This window comes from Burkholderia sp. SJZ089, from assembly GCF_007828315.1.
Taxonomy (GTDB): Bacteria; Pseudomonadota; Gammaproteobacteria; order Burkholderiales; family Burkholderiaceae; genus Burkholderia; species Burkholderia gladioli.
In genome coordinates this window covers 163293-175614 of sequence record NZ_VIUM01000017.1, presented here as the reverse complement: position 1 = coordinate 175614, position 12322 = coordinate 163293, and the positions used below count along the sequence as shown (strand labels likewise).

The 12322-nt window shown below is 68.0% G+C and carries 13 protein-coding genes; 10 read left to right on the top strand and 3 right to left on the bottom strand.

The window, feature by feature from the left end; genetic code table 11:
• Nucleotides 1-155: 155 nt before the first annotated feature.
• Nucleotides 156-932, bottom strand: a complete 777-nt coding sequence (locus FB600_RS28110) for an enoyl-CoA hydratase (protein ID WP_025100540.1) — start codon at nt 930-932, stop codon at nt 156-158.
• A 137-nt stretch (nt 933-1069) separates the two neighbouring features.
• Here FB600_RS28110 and paaN point away from each other — a divergent pair, with 137 nt between their 5' ends.
• The 4 genes from paaN (at nt 1070) to paaK (ending at nt 5476) form a co-directional block, all read left to right on the top strand.
• Nucleotides 1070-2764 (top strand): phenylacetic acid degradation protein PaaN, encoded by a 1695-nt coding sequence (paaN, locus tag FB600_RS28105; RefSeq protein ID WP_098154578.1) that lies wholly within the window; start codon nt 1070-1072, stop codon nt 2762-2764.
• 94 nt (nt 2765-2858) lie between these two features.
• On the top strand, nt 2859-3650 hold the full coding sequence (gene paaG / locus FB600_RS28100; protein WP_145757695.1) for a 2-(1,2-epoxy-1,2-dihydrophenyl)acetyl-CoA isomerase PaaG: 792 nt from the start codon (nt 2859-2861) through the stop codon (nt 3648-3650).
• Between the two features lies 1 nt (nt 3651).
• Complete coding sequence (gene paaI / locus FB600_RS28095) at nt 3652-4128, top strand: hydroxyphenylacetyl-CoA thioesterase PaaI (protein WP_013696533.1); 477 nt, start codon at nt 3652-3654, stop codon at nt 4126-4128.
• 52 nt (nt 4129-4180) lie between these two features.
• Nucleotides 4181-5476 carry a phenylacetate--CoA ligase PaaK gene (gene paaK / locus FB600_RS28090; RefSeq protein ID WP_047837641.1) on the top strand — a complete coding sequence of 432 codons (1296 nt, stop codon included), beginning with the start codon at nt 4181-4183 and terminating at the stop codon, nt 5474-5476.
• A gap of 55 nt (nt 5477-5531) precedes the next feature.
• Here paaK and FB600_RS28085 read toward each other — a convergent pair whose 3' ends face one another.
• Together FB600_RS28085 and apaG are read right to left on the bottom strand one after the other, a co-directional pair.
• Complete coding sequence (locus FB600_RS28085; RefSeq protein ID WP_096749793.1) at nt 5532-6761, bottom strand: murein transglycosylase A; 1230 nt, start codon at nt 6759-6761, stop codon at nt 5532-5534.
• A gap of 88 nt (nt 6762-6849) precedes the next feature.
• Nucleotides 6850-7224 (bottom strand): Co2+/Mg2+ efflux protein ApaG, encoded by a 375-nt coding sequence (gene apaG / locus FB600_RS28080; RefSeq protein ID WP_013696530.1) that lies wholly within the window; start codon nt 7222-7224, stop codon nt 6850-6852.
• Here apaG and FB600_RS38095 point away from each other — a divergent pair.
• From FB600_RS38095 to trpD, 6 genes are all read left to right on the top strand, one after another.
• Nucleotides 7150-7410 (top strand): hypothetical protein, encoded by a 261-nt coding sequence (locus tag FB600_RS38095; RefSeq protein ID WP_096749794.1) that lies wholly within the window; start codon nt 7150-7152, stop codon nt 7408-7410. The two genes, apaG and FB600_RS38095, sit on opposite strands and share 75 nt — an antisense overlap.
• Entirely contained in the window at nt 7407-8093 is a 687-nt protein-coding gene (gene rpe / locus FB600_RS28070) for a ribulose-phosphate 3-epimerase (RefSeq protein WP_013696529.1), read from the top strand. The genes FB600_RS38095 and rpe overlap by 4 nt, the downstream gene beginning before the upstream one ends.
• 4 nt (nt 8094-8097) lie before the next feature.
• The gene (locus FB600_RS28065; RefSeq protein ID WP_105820770.1) at nt 8098-8814 is read left to right on the top strand and encodes a phosphoglycolate phosphatase; all 717 of its coding nucleotides are present in this window, start codon (nt 8098-8100) and stop codon (nt 8812-8814) included.
• Nucleotides 8815-9167: 353 nt separating this feature from the next.
• Entirely contained in the window at nt 9168-10661 is a 1494-nt protein-coding gene (trpE, locus tag FB600_RS28060) for an anthranilate synthase component I (protein WP_145757696.1), read from the top strand.
• A 13-nt stretch (nt 10662-10674) separates the two neighbouring features.
• Entirely contained in the window at nt 10675-11265 is a 591-nt protein-coding gene (locus tag FB600_RS28055) for an anthranilate synthase component II (protein WP_017919761.1), read from the top strand.
• A gap of 11 nt (nt 11266-11276) precedes the next feature.
• A complete protein-coding gene (trpD, locus tag FB600_RS28050; RefSeq protein WP_096750669.1) occupies nt 11277-12308 on the top strand; it encodes an anthranilate phosphoribosyltransferase in 1032 nt (343 codons plus the stop codon).
• Nucleotides 12309-12322 lie beyond the last annotated feature (14 nt).

Here is a 12322-nt window from a genome sequence, read left to right as displayed (position 1 = left end):
GAGGCGTGATTCTAAGCAGCCCATCGCCTTCCTGCAAGCGTTTTCGCAAAGTAAATGCATGAAGGGCGCCGCTCGCGCGGCGCCCTTCATGGCAAGCCTTTGATCGCAAAAGGAAACACGCAAAAACGAGACGATCCACTCGTCGCCCGAAGCGCTCAGCGATGCTTGAACACCGGCTTGCGCTTCTCCACGAACGCCGCCATTCCCTCCTTTTGGTCCTCGGTAGCGAACGTCGAATGGAACAGGCGCCGCTCGAAAGTCACGCCTTCCGCCAGCGTCGTCTCGTACGCACGATTCACCGACTCCTTCACCATCATCACGGCCGGCAGGGAGAACTCGGAGATCGTCGCGGCCGCGGCCAGTGCATCGTCGAGCAGCGACGCCGCCGGCACCACGCGCGACACCAGCCCGGCCCGCTCAGCCTCCTCCGCCTCCATGAAGCGCGCGGTCAGGCACATGTCCATCGCCTTGGCCTTCGACACCGCGCGCGGCAGGCGCTGCGTGCCGCCCGCGCCCGGCATCACGCCGAGCCGAATCTCGGGCTGCCCGAACTTCGCCGTATCGGCGGCGATGATGATGTCGCACATCATCGCCAGCTCACAGCCACCGCCCAGCGCGAACCCCGCCACCGCCGCGATGATCGGCTTGCGGATCTGCCGGATCGTCTCCCAGTTGCGCGTGATGTAGTCGCCCTTGTAGGCATCCATATAGGAGTAGTTCGCCATCATCCCGATGTCGGCGCCGGCCGCGAACGCCTTCTCGCTGCCGGTCAGCACGATCGCCCCGATCCCTTCGTCGGCGTCGAAGGCCTTCAGTGCCGCGCCGAGCTCGTCCATCAGCGCATCGTTGAGCGCGTTGAGCGCCTTCGGACGATGCAGCGTGATCAGGCCGACACGCCCCCGAGTCTCCACCAGGATATTCTGGTAATCCATCGATTTCTCCTCGATCAAAGAAACGCCACTCACCGCGCACACACGCGGAGAACAATGCTAACATTTGCCGACCAACCGGTCGGTTAATTAATTGCGCCAGTACGACCGACTCCTCCACATCCCATCAGGCCGACGTCATGACCCACCCCTTGTTCTCGAAGCACGAAGCCACCTTGCAACAAGCGCTGTCAGCCATCGAAACCCGTGCCTACTGGAGCCCGTTCGCGGAAATGCCGAGTCCCAAAGTGTACGGGGAAAGCGCGGCAGCGGACGGCGAGGCGAGCTTCCGCGCCCAGCTCGACAAACCCTTCGAACTCGACCAACCGGCCTCGGGCGGCAAGCTCGGCGCCGAGGTGTCGCCGTTCGGCTTTCCGCTCGGGATCCGTTACCCGCAAGCCTCGCCCGACGAACTGATCGCGGCGGCCACTGCCGCCCAGGCAGGATGGCGCGCCGCCGGACCCAGCGCCTGGATCGGTGTGAGCCTCGAGATCCTGGCCCGGCTCAACCGCGCCAGCTTCGAGATCGCCAATGCGGTGATGCATACCACCGGGCAAGCCTTCATGATGGCCTTCCAGGCCGGCGGCCCGCACGCCCAGGATCGCGCGCTGGAGGCCGTCGCCTACGCCTGGGACGCGCTGCGCCGAGTTCCGGCCGAGGCGCACTGGGAAAAACCGCAAGGCAAGAACCCGCCGCTCGCGATGCACAAGCGCTACACGATCGTGCCGCGCGGCACCGGCCTGGTACTCGGTTGCTGCACCTTCCCGACCTGGAACGGCTACCCCGGCCTGTTCGCCGATCTCGCCACCGGCAATACGGTGATCGTCAAGCCTCACCCGGGCGCGATCCTGCCGCTCGCGATCACCGTGAGGATCGCCCGCGAAGTCCTGCGCGAGTCCGGCTTCGATCCGAACATCGTCACCCTGCTCGCCACCGATCCCGACGACGGTGCCCTGGTCCAGTCGCTGGCCGTGCGCCCCGAGATTCGCCTGATCGACTTCACCGGCAGCACCAGGAACGGCGACTGGCTGGAGCGTCATGCCCACCAGGCCCAGGTGTATACGGAGAAGGCCGGCGTCAACCAGATCGTGATCGATTCGACCGACGACCTGAAGGCAGCGGCCCGCAATATCGCGTTCTCGCTCGCGCTCTATTCCGGCCAGATGTGCACCGCGCCGCAGAATATTTATGTGCCGCGCGACGGCATCCAGACGCCCGAGGGCCGCGTCGGCTTCGACGAAGTCGCGCAGGCGATCGCCGGCGCAGTGCAGAAGCTGTGTGCCGATCCGGCGCGGGCGGTCGAACTGCTGGGGGCGATCCAGAACGACGGCGTGACCGCCCGCATCGACGAGGCACGCGGACTCGGCAAGATACTGGTCGACAGCCAGACACTCGAACATCCGGCATATCCGCAGGCGCGCGTACGCACACCGTTGCTGATCCAGCTGGACGCCAGCGAGCGCGGCAACTACACGCGCGAATGGTTCGGCCCGATCGCCTTCGTGATCGCCACCGATTCGACCGCGCAGTCGCTCGACCTGGCCGGCGGCATCGCGGCCGAGTGCGGCGCGCTCACGCTCTCGGTCTACAGCACGGACGAGAAGATCATCGACGGCGCCTACCAGGCGGCGATCCGCGGCGGCGTCGCCCTCTCGATCAACCTGACGGGCGGCGTGTTCGTGAACCAGTCCGCGGCGTTCTCGGATTTCCACGGCACCGGCGCGAACCCGGCCGCGAATGCGGCGCTGGCCGACACGGCCTTCGTCGCCAACCGCTTCCGGGTGGTGCAGAGCCGCGTGCACGTCGCGCCGCGCGCAGAAACCAGCGCCGCCTGAAACCGCATCCCCATAGATAGAAGAATTCCGCCGTCCAACCGCATCCGGGCCGGTGCCAGCCACCGGCCATCCGCCTTACCGGAGGAGACACCCGATGCCGTATGACACGATCCGCCTCGCGTTCGACGCGGCCACCCAGGTCGCGACGATCACGCTCAATCGTCCCGACAAGCTCAACAGCTTCACGCGCGCGATGCACGCCGAGCTCGCCGCGGCCATCGACGAAACCGAGACCAGCCACGCGCGCGCGCTGATCCTCACCGGCGCCGGCCGCGGCTTCTGCGCCGGCCAGGATCTCGCCGACCTCGACTGCACGCCCGGCGCGCCAACCGACCTGGGCGCGCTGATCGACCAGCACTTCAATCCCCTCGTGCGTCGCCTGCAGGCGCTGCCGCTGCCCGTGATCGCCGCCGTCAACGGCATCGCGGCCGGCGCCGGCGCGAACCTCGCGCTCGCCTGCGACCTGGTGCTGGCCGCCAGATCGGCCAGCTTCATCCAGTCCTTCGTGAAGATCGGCCTGGTGCCCGACTCAGGCGGCACCTGGTTCCTGCCGCAGCGGGTCGGCTTCGCGCGGGCGCTCGGGCTCGCGCTGACGGGCGACAAGCTCGGCGCCGAGCAGGCCGCCGACTGGGGCATGATCTGGCGCGCCGTCGACGACGAGGCGCTGGCGGCCACCGCCGCCACGCTGGCGACCGAACTCGCCCGCCAGCCGACCCGCGCGATCGCCGCCATCAAGCAGGCGATGCGCGCCGGCATGAGCCAGCCGCTCGACGCGCAGCTCGACCTCGAACGCGACCTGCAGCGCGGGCTCGGGCAGTCGCACGATTACGCGGAAGGCGTGGCCGCCTTCATCGCCAAGCGCGCACCGCGCTTCGAGGGGCGCTGAGATGGATGCCACCACGCCCGCCGCTGCCGATACCCCAGCCGAGGCCGGCGCCCTCGCCCGCGCCGCGGCCGACGCGATGTACGCCGCCGATGCCTGCACGCGCGCGCTCGGCATCGAACTCGTCGAGGTCGGCCCCGGCCACGCGCGGATGCGCATGACGGTCCGGCCGGAATTCCTGAACGGCCATCGCACCTGCCACGGCGGCCTGATCTTCACGCTGGCCGATTCGACCTTCGCGTTCGCCTGCAATTCGCGCAACCTGAACACGGTGGCGGCCGGCTGCTCGATCGAATTCCTGCGTCCCGTGTTCGAGAACGAAGTGCTGACGGCGGAGGCTGTCGAGCAGGCCCTGGCCGGCCGGCACGGCATCTACGATATCCGCGTGACGAACCGGGCCGGCGAGACGGTGGCGATGTTTCGCGGCAAGTCGGCCCGCATCGCCGGCAACGTGATCCCCGCCGACGGCCCCGGCACCTGAGCGGGCCGCGAGGCACCCGAGCGAACCACAATAAAGACGCATGGAGACATCGATGAACGCCCCCCTTCCGCTCGAGCCGATCGAGACCGCCAGTCGCGACGAACTCCAGGCGCTGCAGCTCGAACGCCTGAAATGGTCGCTCGGCCACGCCTACCAGCACTCGCCCGTCTATCGCCGCAAGTTCGACGAGGCCGGCGTGCATCCCGACCAGTTGACGACGCTCGCCGATCTCTCGCGCTTCCCGTTCACGACCAAGAGCGACCTGCGCGACAACTACCCGTTCGGCATGTTCGCGGTGCCGCAGGAGCGGATCTCGCGGATCCATGCCTCGTCGGGCACCACCGGCAAGCCGACCGTGGTCGGCTACACCGCGCGCGACATCGACACCTGGGCCAACCTGGTGGCGCGCTCGATCCGCGCAGCGGGCGCGCGCCGGGGCGACAAGGTGCATGTCAGCTACGGCTACGGCCTGTTCACGGGCGGCCTGGGCGCGCATTACGGCGCCGAGCGCGCGGGGCTGACGGTGATTCCCTTCGGCGGCGGCCAGACCGAGAAGCAGGTGCAGCTGATCCAGGACTTCCGGCCCGACATCATCATGGTCACGCCCAGCTACATGCTGTCGATCGCCGACGAGATGGAACGGCAGGGGCTGGACCCGCGCGCCTCGTCGCTGCGGATCGGCATCTTCGGCGCGGAGCCCTGGACCAACGAGATGCGCGCGGCGATCGAGCAGCGCATGGGCATCGACGCCGTCGACATCTATGGCCTGTCGGAGGTGATCGGTCCGGGCGTCGCCTCGGAATGCGCCGAAACCAAGGACGGCCCGACCATCTGGGAAGATCACTTCTACCCCGAGATCATCGATCCGCTGACGGGCGAGGTCCTGCCCGACGGCGAGCTCGGCGAACTGGTATTCACTTCGCTGACCAAGGAGGCGCTGCCGATCGTGCGCTACCGCACGCGCGACCTGAGCCGGTTGTTGCCGGGCACGGCGCGCAGCATGCGGCGCATGGAGAAGATCACCGGTCGCTCGGACGACATGATGATCATCCGCGGCGTGAACGTGTTCCCGACGCAGATCGAGGAGCAGTTGCTCAAGCAGGCCGTGCTCGCGCCGCATTACCAGATCGTGCTGACCCGGGAAGGGCCGCTCGACGTGATGACGCTGAACGTGGAGCCGTGCCCGCACCGGAATGCCGCCACGGCCCTGCTCGACGCGGCCGGCCAGGCGCTGGCCTATGACATCAAGGCCCTGATCGGCGTCACGGCGATCGTCAAGGTGCTGCCGGTCAACGGCATCGAGCGCTCGGTGGGGAAGGCACGGCGCGTGGTGGACAAGCGCCGCTGAAGGAAGGGATATCGCCGGGGTTCACTGAGGGCGGGGGCCGGCGCCCCCGCGTCGCTCAGGAATTCGGCAGCAGCAGCCACATCCGCCCGACCTGCTTCATCCGGCCGGCCAGGTCGCCCGCATCATCGCCGAGCCCCCAGAAGTAGTCGGCACGCACGCCGCCCTTGATCGCCGAGCCCGTATCCTGCGCGAACACCAGCCGGTTCATCGGCGTATTGGTGAGCGGCCGCGTGGTCTGCAGGAACACCGGCGTGCCCAGCGGAATGAAGGAAGGATCGACGGCGATCGAGCGCTCCGCCGTCAGCGGCACGCCGAGCGCGCCGATCGGGCCGTCCGCGCCGCCGTTCGGCGCGCCTTCGCTGGACGGCATCTCGCGGAAGAACACAAAGCGCGGATTGGTGTCGAGCAGGGCGTCCACGCGCGAGGGATTGGCGCGCGCCCAGGCCTTGATGCCCTGCATGGTGGCCTGCCCGGCGCTCAGCTCGCCGCGATCGAGCAGCCATTTGCCGATCGAGCGATAGGGCTGGTTGTTGGTGCCGCCGAAACCGACCCGCATCACGCTGCCGTCGTCCATCACCACGCGCCCCGAGCCCTGCACCTGCAGGAAGAAGGCTTCGATCGGATCGTCGACCCACACCAATTCGTTGCCGTTCAGCACGCCCGAGCGCTCGAGCTGGGCACGCGCCGGCATGGCGCTGCCGGCCCGATAGCCGGCCGGCCAGCGATACAGCGCGGTCTGGTAGGGCCCGCGCCGCACGCGCGAGCCGCGCAGCAGCGGCTCGTAATAGCCGGTCACCAGGCCATCGAGCGTGCCGTCGGTATTGGAGAACTGATAGGGCGTGAAATACGTCTCGAAGAAGCTGCGCGCGCCGGTGATGTCGAGATCGTCGATCCGCTCGGCGGCCTCGCAGGCGCGGCGCCAGTTGGCGGCGCGCGCGAGCCGCGTGCAGTTCTGGCGCAGCGCGATGGTCGCGCCGATCAGGGTATCGTCGTCCCAGCCCGGCACCTGCCGCCAGGCCACCGGCGTGAGCCGCTCGGCAGCCACCTGGCCCGGCACGATGGGCGTGCCGGTGGGCGGCTTCGCGGCATGCCGCACCGGGGCGCTGCCGCAGGCGGCCAGCAGCGCCGCCGTCGCGATCGCGACGGCCCAGGCGGCCAGCCGCGGCCCGAACCGCCTACAATGTTCGTACTTGATGGAAACCGCCATGTCTGATCTGTTCGACGAATACCCGATGCTGATCTTCGCGCTGGAATCGCTGCTGGCGCTCGGCCTGCTGATCTTCATCGTGCTCTGGACCGCATCCGGCAAGAAGAAGGCCCGCTCGCGCCCCGACGATCCGCCGCGCCGCCCGTAAGCACGCGGCGCCGCGCCCTCAGTGCAGCGTGCGCGGCATGTGCAGCGCGAATTCGGCGACCGGCGCCTCGAAGCGCTCGCCGTCCTCGGCCACGCAGAAATACGCGCCGCGCATGGTGCCCACCGGCGTGGCGATCACCGCCCAGCTGGTGTACTCGAATTGCTCGCCCGGCTTGAGCAGCGGCTGGTGGCCGACCACGCCGAGTCCCTTCACTTCCTGAACCTTCTGTTCGCTGTCCGTGATGACCCAGTGCCGCGCGATCAACTGCGAGGCCACCTGACCGGTGTTGACGATCGTCAGCGTGTACGCGAATGCGTATTGACGGCGTTCCGGGTCGGATTGTTCCGGCAGATACGCCGTCTTCACCGACACGCTGAATTCATACTGGCTCATGGCAATCCCGCTTCGAAGGTCGACCGGCGCCCACGATCCGGCGCCGCGCGGGCAGCCGCCTGGGCGGCCCGCACTGGTTCGGCATTCTGCTTGATGCGGCCCCCGCCCGCAACCGCGCGGCCTGCCGGGGCCGCCCGCGGCGGTAGAATGGCGCTTTTGCATAAGCACGTCCCCCTACCGCCATGACGCAATTCCGTATCGCTCCCAGCATCCTGTCGGCCGACTTCGCCCGTCTCGGCGAGGAAGTCCGCAACGTGGTCGCCGCCGGCGCCGACTGGATCCACTTCGACGTGATGGACAACCATTACGTCCCGAACCTGACGATCGGCCCGCTGGTCTGCGAGGCGATCCGCCCGCACGTGCAGGTGCCGATCGACGTGCACCTGATGGTGCGCCCGGTCGACCGGATCGTCCCCGATTTCGCCAAGGCCGGCGCCAACGTGATCAGCTTCCACCCGGAGGGCTCGGATCACATCGACCGTACCCTGTCGCTGATCAGGGACCACGGCTGCAAGGCCGGCCTGGTGTTCAACCCGGCCACGCCGCTGCACTACCTCGACCACGTGATGGATCGCCTCGACCTGATCCTGATCATGTCGGTGAACCCGGGCTTCGGCGGCCAGTCCTTCATTCCCGAGGCGCTGCGCAAGATCCGCGAGGCGCGCGCCAAGATCGACGCCTATCGCGAGCGCACCGGCCGCGAGATCCACCTGGAAGTGGACGGCGGCGTGAAGGTCGACAACATCGCCGAGATCGCGGCAGCCGGCGCGGACACCTTCGTGGCCGGCTCGGCGATCTTCGGCAAGCCCGACTACAAGGCGGTGATCGACGAGATGCGCACGGCCCTGGCCGGCGTCGCGAAGGGCTGAGGCGATGAGCGCGTCGATCCGTTTCGCCTCGCCGCGGCTGGCTGCCGCCCTGATCGATCTCGACGGCACCATGATCGATACCGTCGACGACTTCACGGCCGCCCTCAACGCGATGCTGGCGCGGATCGGCGCGCCCGGCACGCAGCGCGACGAGGTCATGCACTACGTCGGCAAGGGCTCGGAAAACCTGATCGTCCAAGTGCTCAAGCCTCGCCTGGCCGAAGCCGAGGCGCAGGCGCGCTTCGACGAGGCGCTGGCGATCTACCAGGCCGAGTACGCCACCATCAACGGCCGCCACACGCGGCTCTACCCCGACGTCGAGGCCGGCCTGGCCGCGATGCGCGCGGCCGGCCTGGCGCTGGCCTGCGTCACCAACAAGCCGCATCGCTTCGCGCTCGAGCTGCTCGCGCAGTACCGGCTCGACGGCTATTTCGGCGTGGTGCTCGGCGGCGACAGCCTGCCCCGCAAGAAGCCCGATCCGCTGCCGATGCTGAGCGCCTGCCAGCGGCTGGACGTCGAACCGGCGCTGGCGGTGGCGATCGGCGACTCCGAAAACGACGCGCTGGCGGGCCGCGCGGCGGGCCTGGCGACGCTGACGGTGCCCTATGGCTACAACCACGGCAAAGCTATACAAACGATAAATTCGGATGGTATAGTCGATTCGCTGCTCGAGGCGGCGCAGGTGATTACCGCGCACAACGCCGTCGAGCGAACCCTCTGATTTATTCTTCCATCCGCATGTTTCTGAACAAAAAACGGAGTCTGAGCAGCATCGACCGGGGAGCCTGGCCCTGGCGTCGCTGGTCGCGCTAACCTCGCTCCCGAGGTTCGCCGAAGCCTGTCTTCGGCATCCGTTTTTTGTTTTGCTGCGCGATTCGCGCCTCGTCACTCGATTGTCCATGCCCTGCCCTCGCCCCGAACGCCTCGCGTCCGGGCGCCGGGAACGCGCATCGGTCGCTCGCACGACGATGGTGCAAGCCGGTCAGGCCCTGACCGCAACCCGCCCCCGGCCCGCCGCGCAGCGACCGCGATTCTCCCGGCATGCCCTGCCGCTCGTCCCCACAGGACCGGAACATGACTGAACTCGAATTCCAATCGCTCGCGAATCAAGGCTACAACCGCATCCCGCTGATCGCGGAAGCGCTCGCCGACCTCGAAACCCCGCTCTCGCTGTACCTCAAGCTGGCGCAGTCCGAGCGCGGCGGCGCCAATTCCTTCCTGCTCGAATCGGTGGTCGGCGGCGAACGCTTCGGCCGCTACTCGTTCATCGGCCTGCCGGCCCGCACCCTGGTGCGTACCAGCAAGGGCGTCTCCGAGGTGGTCACCGACGGGAAGGTGGTGGAGACGCACGAAGGCGACCCGTTCGCCTTCATCGAGCAGTTCCAGGCACGTTTCAAGGTGGCCCAGCGCCCCGGCCTGCCGCGCTTCTGCGGCGGCCTGGCCGGCTACTTCGGCTACGACGCGGTGCGCTACATCGAGAAGAAGCTGGCCGACACGGCGCCGCCCGACGACCTGCACCTGCCCGACATCCAGCTGCTGCTGAGCGAGGAAGTCGCCGTGATCGACAACCTGGCCGGCAAGCTCTACCTGATCATCTACGCCGACCCGTCGCGCCCCGAGGCCTATCCGCGCGCCAAACAGCGCCTGCGCGAGCTCAAGCAGCGCCTGCACTCGACGGTGCAGCCGCCGGTGACCTCGCCGAGCGTGCGCACCGAAACCTTCCGCGAATTCAAGAAGGACGACTACCTGGCCGCCGTGCTCAAGGCCAAGGAATACATCGCCGAGGGCGAGCTGATGCAGGTCCAGGTCGGCCAGCGCCTGACCAAGCCCTATCGCGACAATCCCCTCTCGCTGTACCGCGCGCTGCGTTCGCTGAACCCCTCGCCGTACATGTACTACTACAACTTCGGCGAATTCCACGTGGTGGGCGCCTCGCCCGAGATCCTGGTTCGCCAGGAAAAGCGCGGCGAGGACCAGATCGTCACGATCCGCCCGCTGGCCGGCACGCGCACGCGCGGCAACACGCCGGAGCGCGATGCCGCGCTCGCCACCGAGCTGCTCAACGACCCGAAGGAAATCGCCGAGCACGTGATGCTGATCGACCTGGCGCGCAACGACGTCGGCCGCATCGCCACCACCGGCTCGGTCGCCGTGACCGACAAGATGGTGATCGAGAAGTACTCGCACGTGCAGCACATCGTCAGCTCGGTGGAAGGCAAGCTCAAGCCCGGCATGACCAACTACGACGTGCTGCGCGCCACCTTCCCGGCCGGCACGCTGTCGGGCGCGCCCAAGGTGCGCGCCATGGAGCTGATCGACGAGCTCGAGCCGGTCAAGCGCGGCCTGTACGGCGGCGCGGTCGGCTACCTGTCGTTCTCGGGCGAGATGGACCTGGCCATCGCGATCCGCACGGGCCTGATCCACAACGGCAATCTCTACGTGCAGGCCGCGGCCGGCGTGGTGGCCGACTCGGTGCCCGAATCCGAATGGCAGGAAACCGAGAACAAGGCGCGCGCCGTGCTGCGTGCGGCGGAACAGGTGCAGGACGGCCTCGACAGCGACTTCTGAACGGAGACTGACCATGCTGCTGATGATCGACAACTACGATTCGTTTACCTACAACCTGGTCCAGTACTTCGGCGAACTCGGCGAAGACGTGCGGACCTATCGCAACGACGAGATCACGCTCGCGCAGATCGCCGAGCTCGATCCCGAGGCGATCTGCCTGTCGCCGGGCCCGAGCAACCCGCAGCACGCGGGCATCACGCTCGAGGTGCTGCGCGAGTTCGCGGGCAGGAAGCCGATCCTGGGCGTGTGCCTCGGCCACCAGGCGATCGGCGAGGCCTTCGGCGGCCGCGTGATCCGCGCCAAGACCATCATGCACGGCAAGGTGAGCCGCATCGAGACCGACGGCCGCGGCGTGTTCGCCGACCTGCCCCGGCATTTCGACGTGACGCGCTACCACTCGCTGGCGATCGAGCGAGAGACGCTGCCGGACTGCCTGGAGATCTCGGCCTGGACCGAGGACGGCGAGATCATGGGCGTGCGCCACAAGACGCTGCCGATCGAGGGCGTGCAGTTCCACCCCGAATCGATCCTCTCCGAGCACGGCCACGCGCAGTTGCAGAACTTCCTGAAGCAGGCGCGCGCGAGCGCGGCCCAGCCGGCATGAGCGGGGATGCGATGACGATTACCCCTCAGGAAGCGCTGCAGCGCACGATCGAGCACCGCGAGATCTTCCACGACGAGATGCTGCACCTGATGCGGATGATCATGCGGGGCGACATGTCGCCCGTGATGGCCGCCGCGATCATCACCGGCCTGCGCGTGAAGAAGGAAACGATCGGCGAGATCGCCGCGGCCGCCACCGTGATGCGTGAATTCGCGCGCCACGTCGAGGTGGCCGACAACTCGAACTTCGTCGATATCGTCGGCACCGGCGGCGACGGCTCGCACACCTTCAATATCTCGACCGCGACCATGTTCGTGTCGGCCGCGGCCGGCGCCAAGGTGGCCAAGCACGGCAACCGCAGCGTCTCGAGCAAGTCCGGCAGCGCCGACGTGCTCGACGCGCTCGGCGTCAACATCGACCTCGCGCCCGAGCAGGTGGCGGCCTCGATCGAGGCCACCGGAATGGGCTTCATGTACGCGCCCAACCATCATCCGGCGATGAAGAACATCGCGCCGGTGCGCCGCGAGCTCGGCGTGCGGACCCTGTTCAACATCCTCGGGCCGCTGACCAACCCGGCCGGCGCGCCCAACCAGCTGATGGGCGTGTTCCACCCCGACCTGGTCGGCATCCAGGTACGCGTGATGCAACGGCTCGGCGCCGAGCACGTGCTGGTGGTCTACGGCAAGGACGGCATGGACGAGGTCTCGCTCGGCGCGGCCACCCTGGTGGGCGAGCTGCGCGACGGCAAGGTCACCGAATACGAGATCCATCCCGAGGATTTCGGCCTGCAGATGGTGTCGAACCGCACGCTGAAGGTCGAGAATGCCGACGAGTCGCGCGTGCTGCTGCTCGAGGCGCTCGACAACAAGCCCGGCGTGGCGCGCGAGATCGTCACGCTGAACGCGGGCACCGCGCTCTACGCGGCCAATATCGCGCCCTCGATCGCCGAGGGCATCGGCCTCGCGCGCGAGGCCATCGCCAGCGGCGCGGCGCGCGCCAAGGTTGACGAGCTGGTACGCTTCACCCGTCAGTTTCCGCGCTGAACCCCTGCGTGCCG